Source organism: Rhodoferax koreense (genome assembly GCF_001955695.1).
GTDB classification, from domain to species: Bacteria; Pseudomonadota; Gammaproteobacteria; order Burkholderiales; family Burkholderiaceae_C; genus Rhodoferax_B; species Rhodoferax_B koreensis.
Map to the genome: position 1 here is coordinate 2,823,514 of NZ_CP019236.1, position 20,749 is coordinate 2,844,262.

The window sequence follows — 20,749 nt, forward strand, 5'->3', positions numbered from 1 at the left end:
AAAGGGGGCCGGTCACCCCCTTCGGACGGGGCTCAGGCGGCTTTGACTTTCTCGGGCGGCGGCTCCACGGTGAACGGCGTTTGCTTGAGGAAAGCCGCCGCTGCGCCCAGGGTGAACAGGTTCGGCGACTGGGTGGGCGGCAGGCCGGCCTTGATGCGCGCCTGGAACAGGGCGTAGCTGCCGGTGAACGCGCCGTTGTTCCAGACCTTGAGCAGCTGCTCGGTGAAGGCCCCGTTGTGGTCGCCGTCCATCGAGGTCTGGTTGTCCTGGCAGCCGGAGATCAGCACCACCGCGGGTTTGAAGGCGGACGCGATGGTGGTGAGCCGGCCGCTCGTGGCCACGTTCACGGCGACGTTGGCCAAGGCCGCGTCGGGGTCGATCATGGCCTTGCCCGCGGCCTTGCCGACTTCCTTCTGCAAGTCGTCGTAGAAGGCCTGGTGCTCGCGGTAGACGCGCATGGCCACGGCCGGCGGCATGAGCTTGGGACGCTGGTGCGGCAGGGTGTCGAACTGCGGCGGCAGTTCGCGCACCACGGTGCCGCTGTGGCAGCTGTCGGACAGCACCAGGATGCGCACGCCCGCCTTGAATTTGCCGAGTTCGAAGTACAGCTCGTCGTCGATCAGCTGGCCGTCGTACAGGCACCAGGTTTCGTCCTGCTTGTCGGCTTCGTCGCCGCTCACGTCCGGCACCTGCCCGCCGTGGCCCGAATAACTCATGAAGAAGAAGTCTCCCGCCTTCAGCGCCTTGGCCGCGCTGCGCATGGCGCCCAGCATCTTCGCGCGCGTGGCCTGTTTGGTCAGCAGCACCGTCGGCTTGAGGCCCTTGGACCTGGCGATGGCCGCCATGTCGTTGGCGTCGAATTCGCAGGCGGCGAGTTCACCGCTCCAGCCGCTATAGGCCGCGGGGCTGACCGCATTGAGCCCGATGTGCAGCGACAGCGCCGTGGTCTTGGCGAGGCGTGATTTGCCTTCTTCCTTGTGGGCCATGATGTTCTCCGTCTTGGGTGGGACGGCAAACATAATCTGCCCCCATGGCGCGCCTTGTCAAGCGCAAAAGGGGGAGGCGGCAGCCATCCTGTAAGGCGGTGTAAGTGCGCGGCTGCGCGCGACTCCTTGCGACGCGCTGCGGCCTGTGGCGGTCTTCAGCGCAGGCCGCCGCCCGGCGCGTCTTCGGCGCGCTGGATGAGCTCGACCTTGTAGCCGTCCGGATCGGTGACGAAGGCGATGACGGTGGTGCCGCCCTTCACCGGCCCGGCCTCGCGGGTCACCACGCCGCCGGCGGCCTTGATCTTCTCGCAGGCCGCATAGGCATCGGGCACGCCGAGGGCGATGTGGCCATAGGCCGTGCCGAGCTCGTAGCGGTCGACGCCCCAGTTGTAGGTGAGTTCGATCTCGGCGTGCTCGGGATTGGTGCCATAGCCGACGAAGGCCAGCGAATACTTGTATTCGGGGTTCTCGGAGGTGCGTTGCAGCGTCATGCCGAGCACCTTGGTGTAGAAATCGATGGAGCGCTGGAGGTTGCCAACGCGCAGCATGGTGTGGAGAAGGCGCATGTCGTGGATTCGTGGGTTGTGGCAAGACCTTGCATTGTCGCCACGATTGCGCCGGCGTGCAGCGCCTCAGCGTGCCGGCATCTCGAACAACAGGCAGGTCGTGGTCGCGTGCGCATAGAGCGTGCCATCGGCGCCCACCAGCCGGGCCTCGGCCGTGGCGAGCTGGCGTCCGCAGTGGATGACCTTGCCTTCGGCGCGCACGCGCTGCACCTTGGGCGTCAGCGCCTTCACCATGTTGACGCCGAGCTCGGCCGTGGTGTAGCCCCGGCCGGCCGGCATCAGTGTGTGGACCGCGCAGCCCAGCGCCGAGTCGAGCAGGGTGGCGAACCAGCCGCCGTGCACCGTGCCCATCGGGTTCAGGTGGGCGGCGCCCGGCGTGCCCTGGAAGATGGCCCGGCCCGGGCCGACGTCGACCAGCAGGAAGTCGAGCGTCTGGGCGATGGTGGCGTAGGGCAGCTCGGCGCGAAGGATGGCCTGCAGCACCTCCAGCCCGGTCTTGCCGGCGATCTGCTCGGGCCTGGACACGCCCGGGCCCGGTCCGGCCGCCATGCGTGTGCGGATGTCTAGTTCCTCGGCCAGCCAGGCGGCGGTCTGGTCGGTGTTGGTGGTAGGGCGGTCGTTCATGCGGGCTCCGTCGTTGCGAGTGCGGACATTGTCCGCGTGGCCGAGGCGGATCGGCTGACAATTCGGCGACTTCGACGGTGCTGTGGCGGCCTCGTCGCGAACCCCGAAAACCCCCCGAAAACCTTTGAAAAGGCCCTAAACTGGCGGCCTCCTCGCTACGGATTCGGGTCCATGCACGTTCCAACGTCCTCTGGTTCCTCGAGCTTGATGGAAAGTGCAGCTTTGCTTACCGGGCCGGCTGTGCGGCGCAGGTTGTTCGTTCTGGCGGCAAGCCTCATCCTGCTGTCAGGTGCCGTGTTGTGCGGCGTGCTGGCCCATTTGCACGGCGAGGCCGTGCAGGCGGCGGAGCGCCTCACGGCTTCTTTCGCACAGGTGATCGAAGAACAGACCAGCCGCACGCTGCAGACCGTGGACCAGCAACTGCAACTGGCCGCGCGCCGCCTGGCCGAGCAAGGCGCCGCCGGCCCGCTCGGCGAGACGACCGTCAGGACCATGCTGCGCGAGCAGATCAAGGATCTGCCCTTCGTGCGTGCGATGTGGGTGCTCGACGCGCAGGGCCGCATCGCCTACGACTCGGACGTCGGCAACATCGGCCTGAGCCTGGCCGACCGCGGCTATTTCCAGATCTACCAGAGCCAACCCCAGACCACGCTCCACATCGGCAGCCCGGTGCGCAGCCGAGGCAGCGGCACCTGGCTGATCGGCATCTCGCGGCCGTTGATCGGTGCCGACGGCAGCCTCCAGGGTGTGGTCGTGGCCGGGTTGGAGCCGCCCTATTTCGACCGGCTGTGGCGGTTGGCGGACCTGGGCGAAGGCGGCTCGGTGGCGCTTTTTCGCCGCAGTGGCGAACTGATGATGCGCAGTCCGTTCGACGACGCCGCCATGGCCATGGACTTTCGCAAGAACGCCTTGTTCACCCAGTACCTGCCGCGCAGCGCCGAGGGGCGCGTCGAGGAAACCAGCCCGATCGACGGGCAGACGCGCGTCTATGCCTACCGCACGATGAGCACGCAGCCCGGGCTGGTGGTGGTGGTGGGGCAGTCCTACGCGCTCGCGCTCTCGGCCTGGCGGCAGCTGGCATGGCTGGCGTTGGTGCTGTGGCTCCTGGGCTCGGCCACGGTGGTGACGATCTGCTTCTTCGCCTACAAGGCCTGGCTGCGCCTGCAGCGGGCTGACGCCGACCAGCAGCGGATGGCGCAGCGGTTGGTGCTGGCCACCGAGGCGGCCTCGATCGGCGTCTGGGACTGGGATGCGGAGAACGACCGCTGGTACGCCACGCCGATGTACTTCACCATGCTGGGTTATGACCCGGAAGAGGGCTTCACCAGCCGCGAGCGCTGGATCGAACGCCTTCATCCGCAGGACCGGGAGGCGGTGGCCGCCAAGGTTGCGGACGTGCTCGCCCGGCGCGAGGTCGAATACCGCTACGAGGCGCGGATGCGCCACGCCGACGGTACCTACCGCTGGATTGGCGTGATCGGCAAGGCGCTGAGCCGCAACGCCAGCGGCGAGGTACAGCGGCTGGTGGGCGTGCGCATGGACATCGACCAGCGCAAGCGGGCCGAGCAGGAGCGGCTCAGCATTTTCGAGCGCATCACCGACGCCTTCGTGGCGCTGGACCGCACACTGCGCTACACGTACATCAACCCGGCCGCCGCGGCCTTGCTGGGCCGCGCGCCGGCCGAGCTGATCGGCCAGCGCATCGACACCGTGTTTCCCGGACTGAGTGACCACGGCACCTACCACCGGATGGCGCAGGCGATCGCCGACCAGCAACCAGCCCAGCTGGAAGACTATTTCGCCCCCTTCGACCGATGGTTCGAGGTGCGCCTGTACCCATCGCCCGAAGGTGTCACGGTGTATTTCCGCGACGTGAGCGAGCGCCGGCGGGCGGCGGAAGAACTGCGCCTGAGCGAAGAGAGCCTGGCGATCACGCTGCAGTCGATCGGCGACGCGGTGATCGCCACCGACACGCTGGGCCGCGTGACCCGCATGAACCCGACCGCCGAACGTCTGACCGGCTGGACCCTGGCAGAAGCGCAGGGCCTGCCCCTGGCGGAAGTGTTTCGCATCGTCAACGCGCAGACGGGTGAGCCCGTCACCAATCCGGCGGAGCTGGTGCTCAGTCGCGGCGAGGTCGTCGGCCTGGCCAACCACACGACGCTGCTGTCGCGCGATGGCAGGCAGTACCAGATTTCCGACCGCGGCGCGCCGATACGCGACGGCCAGGGCCGCATCGTCGGCGTGGTGATGGTGTTCAGCGACGTGACCGAGGCCTACCGCGTCGCGCGGGCGCTGGAGCAGACGGCCGAACTGCTCGAGCGGACCGGGGAAACCGCCAAGGTCGGCGGCTGGGAACTCGACCTGCGCAGCGGGCAGGTGTATTTTTCGCGGGAGACCTGCCGCATCCACGAGGTCGAGCCGCCGTTCTCGCCCAGCCTGGACCAGGCACTGGCGTTCTATACCCCCGAATGGCAGGTTGTGGTGCGCGCTGCCGTGCAGGCCGCCGTCGACGAGGGCCACCCGTGGGACATGGAGTGGCCGATGACCACAGCCAAGGGCCGCCACATCTGGGTGCGCAGCCAGGGCTTCGCCGTGCGCGAAGATGACCACATCGTGCGCCTGCGCGGCGCGTTCCACGACATCACCGAGCGCCGGCACGCCGAAGACGAACTGCGCGCCGCGTCCAGCCGCACCCAGGCGATCCTGGACAACATGAGCGACGGTGTGATCACCGTGGATGCGCAAGGACGCATCGACTCCTTCAACAAGGCCGCAAGCGCGATCTTCGGCTATGCGCCGGAAGAGGCGTTCGGCCACAACCTGACCATGCTGATGGCCGCACCGGCCCCGCAATCCGACGGTGCCCGGTTGCTGCAACAACTCGGCACCGGAACGCTGCAGATCACCGACGGCGCGCGCGAATACGAAGGCCGGCGCCAGGATGGCAGCGTGTTCCCAATGAGCCTCACCGTGTCGAGCAACGGCGAGGGCCGCGACAACGCCTTCATCGGGGTGGTGCGCGACATCACCCGCGAGCGCGAGGCCATGGAGGAAATCCGGCGCCTGGCCTTCTTCGACCTGTTGACCGGCCTGCCGAACAGGCGGCTGCTGATGGACCGGTTGAAGCAGGCCATGGCCAGTTCGGCCCGCACCGGCCAGCACGGCGCCCTGGTGCTGCTGGACCTCGACCACTTCAAGCTGCTCAACGATTCGCGCGGCCATGACGTGGGCGACATCCTGCTCCAGCAGGCGGCCGAGCGCCTGCGCGGCTGCGTGCGTGAGTGCGACACCGTGGCGCGCCTGGGCGGCGACGAGTTCGTGGTGCTGCTGGAAGACCTGAGCCGCCAGCCGCGGGAGGCGGCGGCCCATGCGGAGGTCACCGCGATGAAGATCCTCGACGCCTTCAAGCCGCTGTTCTCGCTGCGCCAGCAGCAGCACGAAAGCACCCCCAGCATCGGCATCGTGGTGTTCGGCAGCGACCATGACGGTGTGGACGAGCTGCTGAAGAAGGCGGACCTGGCCATGTACCAGGCCAAGGCCGCCGGCCGCAACAATGCACGCTTCTTCGATCCCGAAATGCAGGCGGCCGTGGCCGCCCACGAGGCACTGGAAAAGGACCTGCGTCGCGGCCTGGCCATGAAGGAGTTCGTGCTGTATTACCAGGTCCAGGTGGATGGCCGCGGAGACACCCTGGGCGCCGAGGCCTTGGTGCGGTGGCAGCATCCGTCGCGCGGACTGGTGGCGCCCGGCCACTTCATTCCCCTGGCCGAGGAGACCGGGCTGATCCTGCCGCTGGGCCAGTGGGTGCTCGACAGCGCCTGCGCGCAACTCGTCGAATGGGCCGCCGATCCGGTCACCGCGCGCTGGACCATGGCCGTGAACGTGAGCGCCTCGCAGTTCGCCCAGGTCGATTTCGTCGACCACGTGAGCCAGGCGCTCGCCCGCACCGGCGCCGATCCGCGGCTGCTCAAGCTCGAACTCACGGAGAGCATGCTGGTGGGCGACATGGAAGACGTGATCCGCAAGATGAACCAGATCAAGTCACAAGGCGTCGGTTTCTCGCTCGACGACTTCGGCACCGGCTATTCCTCGCTGTCCTACCTCAAGCGCCTGCCGCTGGACCAGTTGAAGATCGACCAGTCCTTCGTGCGCGACGTGCTCGTCGACGCCAGCGACGCCGTCATCGCCCGCACCATCGTGGCGCTGGGCCAGAGCCTGGGGTTGCGGGTGATTGCCGAAGGCGTCGAGACCGCCGAGCACCGCGATTTCCTCGCCCAGATCGGCTGCGATGGCTTCCAGGGTTATTTCTTCGGCCGGCCGGCACCGGCGCAGACTTTGGCGCGCCCGTCGGTGGTGCCGGACTGATCGTGTGCGGGCGGACTACACCGGCACGGTGTAGTTCAGCGTCATGCGCCCGCCGTCCACCACCACGATCTCGCCGGTGATGTAGCTCGCGCCGTCGCTGGCCAGCCAGGCCACGACTTCGGCGATCTCGCTGGGCTCGCCCAGGCGTTTCATCGGCGTGCGCATCATGATCTTGGCCTTGGCTTCCTCGCTGGTCAGCACGGCCTTGGCGGCGAGTTCGGTGGCGATGGTGCCGGGCGCCACGGCGTTGACACGGATGTTCTTGTCGGCCAGGGCCAGCGCCATCACCCGCGTGAGCTGGTTGATGCCGCCCTTGCTCACGTTGTAGCTGGCGATGTTGGGGATGGCCAGCACGCCGTTGACCGAGCTCATGTTGACGATGTTGCCGCCGCCGGCCTGGGCCATCACCCGCGCCGCGGCCTGGCCGAGCAGGAACGAACCCTTGACGTTGACGCGCAGCACGGCATCGAAGTCTTCCTCGGTCACGTCGAGGAAATCGGCCGCGCGGAAGATCCCGGCGTTGTTGACCAGGATGTCGATGCGGCCGTGCGCCTCAAGCGTGCGCGCCACCAGCGCATCGACCTGGGCCTTGTCGCCCACGTCGCAATGCACATAGATGCCACCGAGTTCCGCGGCCAGCGCCCGGCCCTCGGCATCGAGCACGTCGGCCAGCACGACCTTGGCGCCTTCGCGCGCGAAACGCCGCGCGCAGGCTTCTCCGATGCCGCGCGCGGCGCCGGTGACGATGACGCTCTTGCCGGCGAGGCCGAGCGTGATGGCGGTGTTGTTCAAAGCTGTGTTCATGGTGTTTTTGGCCTCAGGCGCTGATGGTGCCTGCGTAGGCTGCTACGAATTCTGAAGCATCCTGGCCGACGGCGGCCGCGGACTTGCCGGGCTTGTACAGCGCCGACCCGATGCCGAAGCCATGCGCGCCCGCGGCCTTCCAGCTCGCCATGTTGCCGGGGGTGACACCACCGACCGGCAGCAGCAGCGTGCCCCTGGGCAACACCGCCAGCAGCGCCTTGGCCGCGCCGGGCGAGGCCATTTCCGCCGGAAACAGCTTCAGGCCGTGGGCGCCCGCGGCGAGCGCGCCGAAGGCTTCGGTCGGCGTGAAGATGCCCGGCAGGCAGACCATGCCGAGCTTGACCGCCTCCTGGATCACCTCGGCATTGAAATTGGGCGAGACGATGAGTTCGCCACCGGCGGCATGCACTTCGCGCACCTGCGCCGGCGTCAGCACCGTGCCGGCGCCGACCAGCGCCTGCGGGTATTTCGCGGCCAGCAGGCCGATGCTTTCCAGCGGGCGCGGCGAGTTCAGCGGCACTTCGAGCAACAGAATGCCTGCGCCGACGAGGGCTTCGCCAACGGCTGGCGCCTCCTCGGGCGTCAGGCCGCGCAGGATCGCGACCAGCGGCAGTGTTTTGAAGTTGCCTGCGAATTTTTCGATGGGTGACATGTTTTTCAATCCTAGGTGATGGCTTGGGCCAGGGCGCGGAGGCCAGCCCAGGTGGCTTCGGAGCCGAGTGCGCGGCTGGCGACGCCTTGGTGGCCGAGCGCCTGCGCGTAACGGCGCGTGAGGTTGGCCGAGCCGATCAGCACGACCTCGGTGTTGGCGTGCAGCGTCGAGGCGGTGTTGGCGCGCAGTTCCTCGCCGATCACCAGGCCCGAGAGATAACTGGCGAGCGGCCCGGCCTCCATGCGGCCGAACAACGACAGCGTGCGGGCGCTGAACGCATGGTGCAGCAGCCCGCTGTTGCCTTGGTCCTGGCCTTGCGCCTGGGCCAGTCCCTGGGCAAAGGCGGCATCGTCGAACGGCGCGTCGGCGGCGATGGTCCGGGACAGGATCGAATGCTGGCTCAGCAGCGCATAGACCTCGCCGGTCATGAAGGTCCTGAAGCCGGTGATGCGGCCGTGCTGCACGGTCGCCCATTTGCTGTGGGTGCCGGGCAGCACGAAGATGCCGTCGCGCAAACCCGCGAGCTGCATGGCGCCGAAGATCTGTACCTCTTCGCCGCGCATCACGTCGGGCACGGCAGGCAAGCCTGCGCAGGTGTGCTCGCAGCTCAGGCCCGGCACCATGGCGATGCGCCAGCCCCTGGGCGGCGCCGCGATCCAGGCGAGTTGGTCCGCGACCTCGGCGAAGCCGGCCGGGCAGGCGCAGTAGGGCGCTTCCATCCAGCCCTGGCGGCTGCCGGCCATGCCCGAGACCAGGCACAGGCCGCTGCTGCGCGCCAGCCAGTCGCCGAAACATGCCTCGAACACCGCCGGGAACTCACCTGGCGCCACCGTCATGATGCCGCGGGAGAACGGCCTTTCCTCGATGACCGCGCCGTCGGCATCGAGCAGCGCACCGCGCAGCGAAGACGTGCCCCAGTCGACCGCGACCAGCGATGCCGACGCGCTCACAGCATGGCCTCGACCTCGGCCTGGCGTGGCAGCGGTGCCACGGCGCCGAAGCCTTGCACGGCGATGGCTGCGGCCGCATTGGCATAACGCGCGGCCTGCACGACCGGCGTGCCCTTGGCCAGTTGCGCGAGCAGGTTGCCGCAGAAGCAGTCGCCGGCGCCGGTGGCATCGACCAGCTGGACCTTGTGGCCCGGAATGCGTTCGCGCTTGTTCGCCGCGCCGATGCCCTGGCTGATCAGCGCGCCTTCGGGGCCGAGCTTGAGCACCACGGTGGGTGCGCCGAGCGAATGGCCCCAGTCGGCCACCTCGTCCGGGTCGCTGATGCCCACCAGCGCCGTCACGTCCTCCAGGCTGGGAAGGAACACGTCGCACAGCGACACGGCCAGGGCCATGCAGGCGCGCGCGCGGTCCAGCGGCCACAGCTTGAGGCGCAGGTTGGAGTCGAACGAAACCAGCGTGCCGGCTTCGCGCGCGACCCGCATGGCGGCGAAGGCGGTGTCGCAGGCGTTCGGTGAAATCGCCAGCGAGATGCCCGACAGATGCAGCACGCGCGCGGCGGCAATGGTGTCGGCCACGCCGGCCTGCAGCCACTGCGGTGTCATGCGGCTGGCGGCCGAGCCGGCACGCAGGTAGCTGAATTCGTGACCGTTCTGGCCGTGGGTCACGAAATAGATGCCGGTCGGATGGGCCGCGTCGCGTTCGACCAGCGCCGTGCTCACGTTTTCACCGGCCCACAGGTCGATGAGCGCATTGCCGAAGGTGTCGGCGCCCACACGCGTCAGATAAGCGGTCTTCACGCCGGCCCGCGCTGCGGCAATGACGGCGTTGCTGGTGTCGCCGCCGAAGCCCTGCAGGTACTGCGGCTGGCCGGGATGCGTCTGGTTGAATTCGACCATCGCCTCACCGAGGGCGACGACGTCAATTGTTTTGTTCATGGACGGAAAAGGTGTTGGAGCGTGGATGGAACAACCGGAATGCTATTACACCCGCGCCCCGATTCGGAACCTTCCCGTCAAAAGTGCTTCGACAAGCTCAGCACGAACGGCGGGGGGAGCGGCAGAACAACGGTAACGGCGCGCCCCGTCTTATTCCAGAACGCCGCGGAACCGGCTCCGCCGGGCCGCCAGCGTTGCCCCCTGCAAGCCTGTCCTGAGCCTGTCGAAGGAGGGGTGGGCGCGACACGCAGTGCGCAACCTGGGGGTGTGCCCGGTCACCAGTTCCATAGCGTCCCGTCGTGCTGCAGCCGGTTCACCGGCAGGTATTTGCGCTCGTACGGGTACTTGGCGGCCAGCTTCTCGTCGATGTCCACGCCGTGGCCGATCGCGTCACCGGGGTGGAGCATGCCCTGTTCGAAGGTGTAGGCATGGGGAAACACCGCGTCGGTTTCCTCGGTGTGCTTCATGTATTCCTGGATGCCGAAATTCGGCACCCACATGTCGAAGTGCAGGGCCGCACCCATGCACACCGGCGAGAGATCGGTGGCGCCGTGGCAGCCGGTGCGCACCTGGTGCATCGACGCCAGGTCGGCGATGCGGCGCAGGTGGGTGATGCCGCCGGCATGCACCACCGTGGCGCGGATGTAGTCGATCAACTGGTTCTGGATCAAATCCTTGCAGTCCCAGATGCTGTTGAAGATTTCGCCCACCGCGATCGGCGTGGTGGTGTGCTGGCGGATGAGCTTGAAGGCGTCCTGGTTTTCGGCGGGCGTCGGGTCCTCGATCCAGAACAGGTTGTAGGGCTCGAGCGATTTGCCCAGGCGCGCGGCTTCGATCGGCGTCAGCCGGTGGTGCACGTCGTGCAACAGGTGGTGTTCGAAGCCGAGTTTTTCGCGCACACGCTCGAACAGCTTGGGTGCGAACTGCAGGTATTTTTCGGTGGACCAGTCGTGTTCGCCGGGCAGGCTGGCATCGGCCGGGTCGTAGACCTTGGCGCCGGCCTGGCCGATACCGTAGACCTTGTCCAGGCCCGGCACGCCGCTTTGCGCGCGGATCGCCTTGTAGCCCATGTCGGCGTAACGCAGCACCTCGTCCACCGTGTGCTCGATGTCGCTGCCGTTGGCGTGGCCATACACCATCACGCCGGTGCGGCTCTTGCCGCCGAGCAACTGGTACAGCGGCATGTTCGCGGCCTTGGCCTTGATGTCCCACAACGCAGTATCCACCGCCGCGATGGCGCTCATCGTCACCGGGCCGCGGCGCCAGTAGGCGCCCTTGTACAGGTACTGCCAGATGTCTTCGATCTGGTGCGCGTCACGGCCGATGAGGCAGGGGACGACATGTTCCGTGAGGTAGGCGGCCACGGCGAGTTCTCGGCCATTGAGGGTGGCGTCGCCGATACCGGTGAGGCCTTCGTCGGTCTCGATTTTCAGCGTGACGAAGTTGCGGCCGGGGCTGCAGACGATGACGCGGGCGTTGGTGATTTTCATGGGGATCCGGGGTAGGGGATGCAGGGTACGGGCCGTTTCAGCCATTCCAGCCCAGGTGGCCGAGGAAGTCGCGTGTACGTGTCTTGGTCGGGTTGTCGAAGATCTGCGTCGGCGGGCCTTCTTCGAGGATGGCGCCGTTCTCGAACACCACCACCCAGTTGGCCACACGCTGCGCGAAACTCATCTCGTGGGTGACGACGATCATGGTCATGCCTTCCAGGGCCAGCTTTTTCATGATGTCCAGCACTTCGCCCACGGTTTCCGGGTCGAGCGCCGAGGTCGGCTCGTCGAACAACATGACCTCCGGCTCCATGGCCAGTGCGCGGGCGATGGCCACACGCTGCTGCTGGCCGCCCGAAAGGTTGGCCGGGAAGTTGCCGGCCTTGGTGGCCAGACCCACCTTCTCGAGCAGCGCCATGGCGCGGACCCGGGCGTCGGCCTCGTTCATGCCGAGCACCGTGATCGGGCCCATGGCCACGTTGTCCAAAGCCGACTTGTGCGGGAACAACTCGAAGCTCTGGAACACCATGCCCATGCGCTGGCGCACCTTGCGCACCTCGGATTCCTGGGTGGGCAGGGCGACGCCATCCAGCAGCACGCGGCCGCCATTCAGGGTCTCCAGTGCATTGGTGCAACGCAGCAGGGTGGATTTGCCCGAGCCCGACGGCCCGATCAGGCACATCACCTCGCCCTTGTTGACCTGCAGCGAGACACCGTTGAGCGCCACGAAGTCGCCGTACATCTTGCGCACGTTCTCGTAGACCAGCACCGGTGGCTGGTCCGCGCCCTTGCGGGGCTGGTGGGTGGTGGGGATGGCAGCATTCATTCCTTGACTCCGTATTTCTTGTGGATCCAGTCGACCAGCTTGGCTTGCGGATAACCCATGAGCCAGTAGAGCGCCGCCATGGCGGTGAGCATTTCCAGCACACGGAAGGTCTGCGCGCGGATCTGCATCGACGTGTAGGCGAGTTCGCCGACGGCGATCACCGAGACCAGCGAGGTGTCCTTGAACAGCGAGATCCAGGTGCTGGCGATCACCGGCAGGATGCGCCGCGCCGCCTGCGGAATCACCACCTTGAACATCGCCTGGCGGCGCGACATGCCCATGGCCAGCGCGGCTTCCATCTGCCCCTTGCGGATCGAGTTGATGCCGGCGCGAAAGGTCTCGGCGTTGTAGGCTGAGACGTTCAGCACCAGGGCCACCAGGGCCGTGGTCAGGGCCGAGAACTGCACGTCGAACGCGATCGGCATCACGTAGAAGGCCCAGTAGATCACCAGGATCAGCGGCAGGTTGCGGAAGAACTCCACGAACCACAGCGAGGCCGTGCTCAGCAGCTTGTTCGACGAGAGCCGCATCAGCGCGAGGAGGATGCCGCCGGGCACGGCCAACGCCATGGTGGCGACGGTGAGCCCGATCGTGAGCCCCACACCTTCCATGAGGACCTGGCGGTTGGTCCAGACCACATTCCAATCTAAATTCATGACCGCCCCAGGTGTGCGAGCCGCTGATACAGCCGGTCGACGACACGCGTCACCGGAAACAGCAGCAGGAAATAAAGCACCATCACCGCGGTGAAGACTTCCACCGGGCGATAGCTCTGGCCGGCCACGGTCTCGGCGCGGTGCATGAGCTCCGGCACGGCGATCACGGTGGCGATGGCGGTGTCCTTGATGGCCATGGTCAGCACCGAGCCGAAGGCCGGCAGCATGCGGATGGTGGCCTGCGGTAGCACGATCTTGCGCAGGATCTGGGCGCGCGACATGCCCAGCGCCAGGCCGGCCCGGGTCTGGCCCGGGCGGATCGACTCGATGCCGGCGCGGATGATTTCCGCCGCATAGGCCGCGATGTGCAGCGTGAGGCCGACCAGCGCCGCCCAGAAAGGCGGAAAGGTCACGCCGGCGAGAATCGGGAACGCGAAGTAGATCCACACCAGCACCACCAGCACCGGAATCGAGCGCATGGTGTCCACATAGAACACCAGCAGCGGTTTGAGCCAGCGCGGCCCGTACAGGCGTAGCAGCGCGATCACCAGCCCGGCGAGGATGCTGGTGATGGCGCTGATCACGCTCAGCGCAATGGTCACGCCGAAGCCGCTGGCGAAGAAGCGCCAGTTGTCGATCAGCGGGGAAAAGTCGACATCCATGCCGTGTGCGTCCGTTCAGTGGGGCGTTTGCCGGTTCGGCTTACTTCAGGTTCTGCGTCATGCGCACCTCTTCGGCCGCGAGTGCCGGCTGCATGCGTTTTTCGACCTCGCGCAGCCAGTCCAGATAGACCTGCTCGTTCTTGTTCACACCCATGCCGGTCTTGATCTCGAAAATCTTGCTGTCCTGGCAGTTGTTTTCCTTGGGGAACACCGCCAGGCCCTTGACCTTCTTGCTGATGTTGGGCCAGAGCATGCGGTTCAGCGGCGCCACGTCGGAGCGGCCGGCCAGTACTTCTTCGATCGGGGCGACCGAACCCGAATTGGTCACGCCGCGCAGCTTGGCGTTGGGAAAGGTTTCGCGCACCATCGGCTCTTCACCCGCGCCTGAAAAATAGGCCATGGTGATCTCGGGCTTGTTGAACTCCTCCAGCGTCTTCACATTGGTGAACTTGGGGTTGTCCGCGCGGCCGAACATGCACACGCCGGTGCTGGAGAAGGTCACGAAATCGATGATCTTGGCGCGTTCCGCGTTCTGGTTCAGCGGGCCGATCATGATGTCCATCTGGTTGGCGATCAGCGACGGCACCTTCGTTTCGTGGCTCACCGGCACGGGTTCGATCTTCACGCCGAGCAGCTTGGCGAATTCCTTGCCGAGCAACCAGGAAGGGCCGGACCAGGGATCGCCTTCGCCGGTGGTGTTCTGTGCGAGCCAGGGCGGGTTGTTGACCACGCCGACGCGCAGCACGCCGGCCTTGCGGATCGCGTCGATGCGGGGGCTGGCGCCCGGAGGCGGCGGGGTCTGCGCCAGGGCGGCGAAAGAAGCGGTCGCCAAGACGGCAGCCGCGGCGATGATTTTGGCCGCGCCAAGGCGGGCAGCATTCTTATGCATGATTTGTCTCCGGTGGATGGGGAATTCGGGAAGCCTTCGCGGTCCCGCGCCGCGGATCACGCCGTGCGTGATCCCGTTGGGGTCACTTCATGTTTTCGACGATGCGTTTTTCGTCGGCCGTCAGCGTGGCCTGCATCGTCTTTTCCACCTGGCGCAACCAGTCGAGGTAGGCCGGTTGGTTCTTGTCGATGGCCAGGCCGACCGGCGAAGCCTTCTCCTGGCTGTCCTGGCAGTTGTTGTCCTTCGGATAGACCACCAGGCCCTTGACCTTCTGGTTCAGGTTGACCCAGGGCACGCGGTTGATGGGGGCCGCATCGGCGCGTTTGGCCATGATCTCTTCCACCGGCGCGGTGGCGCCGGAGCTGGCCACGGCGCGCAGCTTGGCCTTGGGGAAACGCTCCTTCACCCAGTTTTCCTCGGCGCCGCCGGTGAAGTAGGCGATGGTGATGTCGGGGCTGTTGAGATCGTCCACCGAATTGATCTTGGCGAGCTTGTCGTTGCCCGCGCGGCCGAACATGCAGACACTGGTCTTCGAGTAGATGACGAAATCGACCACCTTCAGCCGCTCGGGCGTCTCGCCCAGCGGGCTGATCGTCATGTCGACCTGGTTGGCCGCGAGCACCGGCACCTTGGTCTCGTGCGACACCGCCACCGGGCGTAGCTTCACGCCGAGCAGCCGGGCGTATTCGGTGGCCAGCAGCCAGGCCGGGCCATCCCAGGCGGCGCCGTTGCCGGTGGTGTTTTCATTGAGCCAGGGCGCGTTCTGCAGCACGCCGACACGCAGCTCGCCGGCCTTGCGGATGGCGTCGATGCGCGGGCTGGCACCCGGCGCGGGCGGGGCCTGCGCCAACAGCGCGGAACTGCCGGCGGCCAGCAGCAGGCCAGTGAGCCAGCGGCGGGCGAGGGCTGAGTGTCGGGGCTTCAAAGTCATGTCGTCTCCTTGGTGTTTCTCGGGTCGTCTGTGAATGAAGGGCCTGCAGCGCTTCAGCGCCAGGCCTGGGCGAATTCGCCGATCACCCGCTCCAGATGGGCACGCATGGCGCCACGCGCGGCCACCGGATCGCGTGCCAGCAGCGCCTTGAAGATGCGCTGGTGGTCGGCATGCGAGGCGAGCCGCAGTTCCGGCGTGTGGAAGTGGTGTTCGATCTTGGTCCACACCGGCCCCTTGGATTGGGCCCACATCGCGGTCACCATCTGCAGCAGCACGCTGTTGCCTGTGGATTCGGCGATTCGCAGGTGGAACAACTGGTCGGCGGCCTCGTTGGCTTCCTTGTCGTCGATGTGTTCGCGCATGTCGGCGAGCGCGGAGAAGATGCGGTCCAGGTCGCCGTCCTTGCGTGTTTCGGCGGCCAGCGAGGCGATCTCGGATTCGATCAGGCAGCGTGCGCGTAGCAATTCGAACGGCCCCGGTTCGGCGGCCGGCATGAAACCAGGAAAGGCCACCGGTGCCGACGGCGCCTGCGTGACGTAGATCCCGGAGCCGCCGCGCACTTCCACCACGCCTTGCAGTTCGAGCGCAATGGTGGCTTCGCGCACGGAGGTGCGGCTCACGTCGAAGCGTTCCGCCAGCGCACGTTCGGAAGGCAGGCGCTCGCCGACCTTGAATTCCCCCTGCGCGATCAGCGTCAGCAACTGGGCCGCCAGTCGCTGGTAGGAACGGTCGGCCGCGGGTTTGGGTGCGCTTTCGGGGCCGTCGCCGGGTTGAATCAGATGAAGTGCCATGGTGCGGTCAAAGTGGTTGGACCAAATATTAATTGGTGAACCAATATTCACCATAGTGGTTTACCATGACTCGCAATTGGTTGGTCCAGTTGTCCAATCGTGGCTTTGCACATGCCGACACCGATGCCCGCACTGAACACCGCCACGCTGGCCACCTTCGCTTCCCATCCGTCATCTGTCTCCCTGCCGCGCTATAGGCGCGACGCGGTGCACGTCGGCGTGGTTCATCTCGGCCTGGGGGCATTCCACCGCGCCCATCAGGCGATGGTGTTCGACCGCCTGCTGCAGGACGGAAACCCACGTTGGGGCGTGCTGGGCGTGGCCATGCGCAGCACCGAACTGGCCGATGCGCTCAAGCTGCAGGACGGTCTCTACGCCGTGCAGGTGGCCAGCGCCGAAGGCCTGCACTGGCAGGTGGTCGGCTCGCTATGCGACACCTGCGTTGCAGCGCGGGAGCCGGGGAAGGTCGTGGCTGCGCTGGCCGCCCCGGCGACGCGCTGGGTCACGCTCACCGTGACGGAGAAGGGTTACGGCCCGGCGCTCGCGGAACTGCTGGTGCAGGGACTGGCGGCGCGCCGTGCCGCCGGGCTCGATGGCCTGACGGTGGCGTCGTGCGACAACCTGTCCGATAACGGCAGCAAGTTGCAGCGACTCTGCCTCGACGTGGCGGCGCAGCAGGATACGGCGCTGGCTGGGTGGATCGCGTCCCGCTGCGCCTTCCCCAACAGCATGGTCGACCGCATCGTGCCCGCCGCCACCGCACGGCAACGCACCGATGCAGCGCTGGCGTTCGGCCTTGACGACGCCGGTGCGCTCGCCACCGAAGCCTTCTGGGAATGGGTCATGGAAGACCGTTTTGCCGACCCGTCGGATGCCGCCGTGATGCGCGCGGTTGGCGTCAACGTGGTCGAGGACGTGAAGCCCTTCGAGGAGGCCAAGCTGCGCATGCTCAATGGCAGCCATACCGCCATGGCCCTGCTCGGCGCGGTGCAGGGCTGGCCGACGGTGGCCGACGGTGTGGCCCGGCCGGACGTGCGCCAGTTCGTGCACGGCCTGATGACGCAGATGGTCATGCCGCACCTGCAGCGGCCCGACCTGCCGGCGTACCGCGATGCGCTGCTGGCGCGCTTCGCCAATCCGGCGCTGCAGCACAAGGTGCATCAGATCGCGACCGACAGTTCACTGAAGATTCCCTTGCGCTGGTTGCCCACGCTGAACGACAACCTGCAGGCCGGGCAGGGCGCGGAGCCGCTGGCCTTCGCCGCTGCCATCTGGATGCGCTACCTGCTGGCCGAGGACGAACAGGACAGGGGCTATGCCATCTCGGACCCACAGGCAGAAGCCTTGCAAACCCTGGCGCGCGCGCACCGTGGCGATGCTCAGGGCACGGTGCAGGCGCTGCTTGGCGTCGCCTCGATCTGGGGCGAGGCCTTGCTGCATGAAGAACGCTGGACCCGACGTGTCACGCATTGGCTGGCGCGTATCCAGGCGGTCGGCGCGGGCGCTGCGCTGGTCGAGGTGAATGCCTTGGCCTTGCACTGAACTTTTCGTCCCATTTTTCTCCTCATCCGGGCCTTCGCGCCCGGGGTCATCCTCACTTCACCAGAGATTGAATGCCATGAACGCTGCACCCGCCATCAAAGATCAAGTGGCCCTTGTCACCGGCGCCAATGCCGGCATGGGCCTGGCCACCGTCCGTGCGCTGCTGGACGCCGGCTACCGCGTTGCCGCCACCGACCTGCGCACGGACGATGTGGCCAGCACGCTGGCCGCCCACGGCGACCGGCTGGCCTGCTTCACGATGGACGTGAGCGACATCGCCCAGGTGCACGCCGCCTGCGATGCGATCGAAGCCCATTTCGGCCGCATCGACGTGTGCGTGAACAACGCCGGTTTCCTGCAGTACGCCAATTGCGAGCAGACCACGCCGGAGCTGTGGCACAAGACCCTGCGTGTGAACCTCGACGGCGTGTTCTACGTGAGCCAGCGCGTCGCACCCGGCATGAAGTCGCGCGGCTTCGGTCGCATCGTCAACATGGCTTCGTTCGGTGCGAAGACCGGCGGCCTGTCGCCGTTGCCCGCCTATGCCGCGAGCAAGGGGGGCGTGGTTTCTCTGACCTTCAGCTTCGCCCGTGAATACGCGCCTTTCGGCGTCACTTGCAACGCACTGGCGCCGACCTTCGTGAAAACCCAGATGCTGACCGAGCAGGTCAGTGCGGAACGTCAGGCCGAACTGCGCCAGAAGATCCCGGTCGGCCGCTTCTGCGAGTTGGAAGAACTCGCCCACAGCGTGTTGTTCCTGGCGCATCCCTTGAGCGGCTTCATCACCGGCGAAGTGCTCGACCTGAACGGCGGCTTGCAATTCGACTGAAGCGCCTTTGATCGCGAGGTGGCCGAGCCCACATACCACCGGGCGGCGGGCCTAGACCTTCGGCTTGTACGCCGTCACGTCGATCTCCACTTTGGCGTCGATCATCAGCCGCGACTCCACCGTCGAACGCGCAGGACGGTGGGTGCCGAAACACTCCATGTAGACGCGGTTGAAGCTGCCGAAGTCGCGCGCGTCGGCGAGCCAGCAGTTCACCTTGGCCACGTCCTCCAGCGTGCAGCCGGCCAGCGCCAGCGCATCCTTGACCCGTTTGAACACCTGCCGCGTCTGGGCTTCGATGCCGCCGACGATGACCTGTCCTTCGTCGTCGGTAGGCACCTGTCCCGAGACGAAAACGAAATCGCCGGCCCGCGTGGCGGGCGACAGGGGGCGGGCTTGGCGGTCAGAGGCGAGGGGCGATTGACCTAGGGTTTCTACTGTCATGTCAGGGCTTTCTATGTGTAAAGATATTACATGTGTTGATCGAAAATTCAGCACAACAGCCAAATATTGGCATAAATAGTGCTTGTAGCTGTAATCCTATTACTTTGAGGTCCACGATGCAAACTTTCCAAAACAATCTGGTGCATTCGGCGTCGCCTTCCGCATCACGCCCGGCTTCAGGCACCAAATTGCAGCAGCCGGCCCGGCGCGGCTTCATCGGTGCGGTGGCCCTGGCGTCCGCGCTGAGCCTGGCCGGCGGCGCCGTTTTCGCCCAACCCGCGGCAAAGGGTGGCGCGGCCAACCTGGCCATGGTCGGCGAACCCCAAGGCCTGGATCCGATGGTGAGCACGGCCGACCTGGTGGGCACCATCATGCAGCACGTCTACGAGCCGCTGTTCACCTTCGATGCCAATTGGAACGTGGCGCCGATGCTGGCCGAGAGCATGCCCGTGGTGTCCAAGGACGGCCTCACCTACACCATCGCGCTGCGCAAGGGCGTGAAGTTCCACAATGGCCGCGAACTGACTTCGGAAGACGTGGTCGCATCGCTGCAGCGCTGGATGGAACTGTCGCCGCGCGGCAAGGCCGTGGGCAAGCAAGTCGCCTCGCTCACCGCCAAGGGTCCGCTGTCGGTGGAGATCAAGCTCAAGAACCCGTATGCACCGCTGCTGGCCCAGCTGGCCCTGCCTTCCGGCATGGCCGCCATCATGGCCAAGGAAAGCATCGCACCGCAGCTGAAGGATTTCATCGGCACCGGCCCCTACAAGTTCAAGGAGCGCCGCCCGGACCAGTTCACGGTGCTGGTGCGCTTCGACGACTACGCCTCGCGCAAGGAAGCGCCGAGCGGCTACGCCGGCAAGCGTGAGGCACTGCTGGACGAACTGCGTTTCGTGCCAGTGCCCAGCGCCAACACGCGCGTGGAAGGCGCGCTGTCGGGCCAGTTCCAGTATTCGGACCTGCTGCCGGTGGAAGCCATCGGCCGCGTGGAAAAGGCCGGTGCCGGCGTGGTGCCGATCGTGACCAAGAACTTCGGTTTCCCCTACATCGTGTTCAACACCAAGGAAGGTGTGCTGGCCCCGCAGCCGATGCGCCGCGCGGTGCAGACCGCCGTCGGCACGGGCGAGCTGATGGCCGGTGGCTTTGGCGATGGCCGTTTCTTCGTGGTCGAACCGAACTTCTTCCCCAAGGGCACGCCGTACTACTCGGCGGCCGGCGGCAACCTCTACAACGAACGCAACCCGCAATCCGCCAAGGACCAGGCCGCCAAGGCCGGCTACAACGGCCAGCCGATCCGCATCATGGCCAGCCGCCAGTACGAGTTCCACTACAACATGGCGCTGGTGATGTCCGAGCAGTTGAAGAAAGCCGGCTTCAAGACAGACCTGCAGGTGGTCGACTGGGCCACGCTCGTGCAGCGCCGCAACGACTCCAAGCTGTGGGACGTCTACTTCACGCATTCCGGCCTGTTCCCCGAGCCGATGCTGTCGCCGCCGCAATTGGGTGACGGCGCGCCCGGCTGGTGGGATTCCGCGGCCAAGAAGTCCACGCTCGCGGCCTTCAACCAGGAAACCAACCCCGCCAAGCGCGGCGCACTGTGGGGCCAGGTGCAACAGGTGGTGTACGACGAGGTGCCGTTCATCGAGGTCGGCAAGTTCAACGGCCTGTCGGCCCGCTCGGCCAAGCTGCAAGGCTACACGCCAGCCATCTGGCCGTTCTTCTGGAACACGTCCCTCGGGAAATAGGCACACCCCCAGGTTGGCGCACTGCCCCGGGATTGGCCCACAGGGCCAATCACGCAAGTAGCCGC

19 protein-coding genes are annotated in these 20,749 nt (G+C 66.5%); 4 read left to right on the forward strand and 15 right to left on the reverse strand.

Features of this window, described 5'->3' with window-relative positions; genetic code table 11:
* Window positions 1-32: 32 nt before the first annotated feature.
* The 3 genes from RD110_RS13170 to RD110_RS13180 form a co-directional block, all read right to left on the reverse strand.
* Window positions 33-986 carry a caspase family protein gene (locus RD110_RS13170; protein ID WP_076204928.1) on the reverse strand — a complete coding sequence of 318 codons (954 nt, stop codon included), beginning with the start codon at window positions 984-986 and terminating at the stop codon, window positions 33-35.
* 155 nt (window positions 987-1,141) lie between these two features.
* Window positions 1,142-1,552, reverse strand: coding sequence for a lactoylglutathione lyase (gloA, locus tag RD110_RS13175; protein WP_076199906.1), 411 nt, complete (start codon window positions 1,550-1,552; stop codon window positions 1,142-1,144).
* A gap of 66 nt (window positions 1,553-1,618) precedes the next feature.
* The gene (locus tag RD110_RS13180) at window positions 1,619-2,176 is read right to left on the reverse strand and encodes a PaaI family thioesterase (RefSeq protein WP_076199907.1); all 558 of its coding nucleotides are present in this window, start codon (window positions 2,174-2,176) and stop codon (window positions 1,619-1,621) included.
* A gap of 171 nt (window positions 2,177-2,347) precedes the next feature.
* On the opposite strand from RD110_RS13180, the gene RD110_RS13185 reads away from it, so the two are divergent.
* A complete protein-coding gene (locus tag RD110_RS13185; protein ID WP_083686255.1) occupies window positions 2,348-6,544 on the forward strand; it encodes an EAL domain-containing protein in 4,197 nt (1,398 codons plus the stop codon).
* A gap of 15 nt (window positions 6,545-6,559) precedes the next feature.
* Here RD110_RS13185 and RD110_RS13190 read toward each other — a convergent pair whose 3' ends face one another.
* From RD110_RS13190 to RD110_RS13240, 11 genes are all read right to left on the reverse strand, one after another.
* Window positions 6,560-7,348, reverse strand: coding sequence for an SDR family NAD(P)-dependent oxidoreductase (locus RD110_RS13190; protein WP_076199909.1), 789 nt, complete (start codon window positions 7,346-7,348; stop codon window positions 6,560-6,562).
* 13 nt (window positions 7,349-7,361) lie between these two features.
* Window positions 7,362-8,000 carry a 2-dehydro-3-deoxy-6-phosphogalactonate aldolase gene (locus RD110_RS13195; protein WP_076204934.1) on the reverse strand — a complete coding sequence of 213 codons (639 nt, stop codon included), beginning with the start codon at window positions 7,998-8,000 and terminating at the stop codon, window positions 7,362-7,364.
* Between the two features lie 11 nt (window positions 8,001-8,011).
* Window positions 8,012-8,950 (reverse strand): 2-dehydro-3-deoxygalactonokinase, encoded by a 939-nt coding sequence (locus RD110_RS13200; RefSeq protein ID WP_204250062.1) that lies wholly within the window; start codon window positions 8,948-8,950, stop codon window positions 8,012-8,014.
* On the reverse strand, window positions 8,947-9,885 hold the full coding sequence (locus RD110_RS13205; protein ID WP_076199910.1) for a sugar kinase: 939 nt from the start codon (window positions 9,883-9,885) through the stop codon (window positions 8,947-8,949). The genes RD110_RS13200 and RD110_RS13205 overlap by 4 nt, the downstream gene beginning before the upstream one ends.
* Window positions 9,886-10,160: 275 nt before the next feature.
* A complete protein-coding gene (gene manD / locus RD110_RS13210) occupies window positions 10,161-11,375 on the reverse strand; it encodes a D-mannonate dehydratase ManD (RefSeq protein WP_076199911.1) in 1,215 nt (404 codons plus the stop codon).
* A 37-nt stretch (window positions 11,376-11,412) separates the two neighbouring features.
* Window positions 11,413-12,201 carry an amino acid ABC transporter ATP-binding protein gene (locus RD110_RS13215; RefSeq protein WP_076199912.1) on the reverse strand — a complete coding sequence of 263 codons (789 nt, stop codon included), beginning with the start codon at window positions 12,199-12,201 and terminating at the stop codon, window positions 11,413-11,415.
* Window positions 12,198-12,857 carry an amino acid ABC transporter permease gene (locus RD110_RS13220; protein ID WP_076199913.1) on the reverse strand — a complete coding sequence of 220 codons (660 nt, stop codon included), beginning with the start codon at window positions 12,855-12,857 and terminating at the stop codon, window positions 12,198-12,200. The genes RD110_RS13215 and RD110_RS13220 overlap by 4 nt, the downstream gene beginning before the upstream one ends.
* Window positions 12,854-13,519, reverse strand: a complete 666-nt coding sequence (locus tag RD110_RS13225; protein ID WP_076199914.1) for an amino acid ABC transporter permease — start codon at window positions 13,517-13,519, stop codon at window positions 12,854-12,856. The genes RD110_RS13220 and RD110_RS13225 overlap by 4 nt, the downstream gene beginning before the upstream one ends.
* A gap of 40 nt (window positions 13,520-13,559) precedes the next feature.
* Window positions 13,560-14,408, reverse strand: coding sequence for a transporter substrate-binding domain-containing protein (locus RD110_RS13230; RefSeq protein WP_076199915.1), 849 nt, complete (start codon window positions 14,406-14,408; stop codon window positions 13,560-13,562).
* A gap of 82 nt (window positions 14,409-14,490) precedes the next feature.
* Window positions 14,491-15,339, reverse strand: coding sequence for a substrate-binding periplasmic protein (locus tag RD110_RS13235; protein ID WP_157900177.1), 849 nt, complete (start codon window positions 15,337-15,339; stop codon window positions 14,491-14,493).
* 53 nt (window positions 15,340-15,392) lie between these two features.
* Window positions 15,393-16,130: a FadR/GntR family transcriptional regulator gene (locus RD110_RS13240; RefSeq protein ID WP_076199916.1), complete on the reverse strand. Its 738-nt coding sequence runs from the start codon at window positions 16,128-16,130 to the stop codon at window positions 15,393-15,395.
* Window positions 16,131-16,253: 123 nt separating this feature from the next.
* Between RD110_RS13240 and RD110_RS13245 the strand changes: the two genes are divergently transcribed.
* Window positions 16,254-17,672 (forward strand): mannitol dehydrogenase family protein, encoded by a 1,419-nt coding sequence (locus tag RD110_RS13245; RefSeq protein ID WP_076199917.1) that lies wholly within the window; start codon window positions 16,254-16,256, stop codon window positions 17,670-17,672.
* Window positions 17,673-17,748: 76 nt separating this feature from the next.
* Entirely contained in the window at window positions 17,749-18,501 is a 753-nt protein-coding gene (locus RD110_RS13250; RefSeq protein WP_076199918.1) for an SDR family NAD(P)-dependent oxidoreductase, read from the forward strand.
* A gap of 51 nt (window positions 18,502-18,552) precedes the next feature.
* Here the strand turns inward: RD110_RS13250 and RD110_RS13255 are convergent, their stop codons facing one another.
* Window positions 18,553-18,942: a RidA family protein gene (locus tag RD110_RS13255; RefSeq protein WP_076199919.1), complete on the reverse strand. Its 390-nt coding sequence runs from the start codon at window positions 18,940-18,942 to the stop codon at window positions 18,553-18,555.
* A 116-nt stretch (window positions 18,943-19,058) separates the two neighbouring features.
* On the opposite strand from RD110_RS13255, the gene RD110_RS13260 reads away from it, so the two are divergent.
* Window positions 19,059-20,684 carry an ABC transporter substrate-binding protein gene (locus tag RD110_RS13260; RefSeq protein WP_083686256.1) on the forward strand — a complete coding sequence of 542 codons (1,626 nt, stop codon included), beginning with the start codon at window positions 19,059-19,061 and terminating at the stop codon, window positions 20,682-20,684.
* Window positions 20,685-20,749 lie beyond the last annotated feature (65 nt).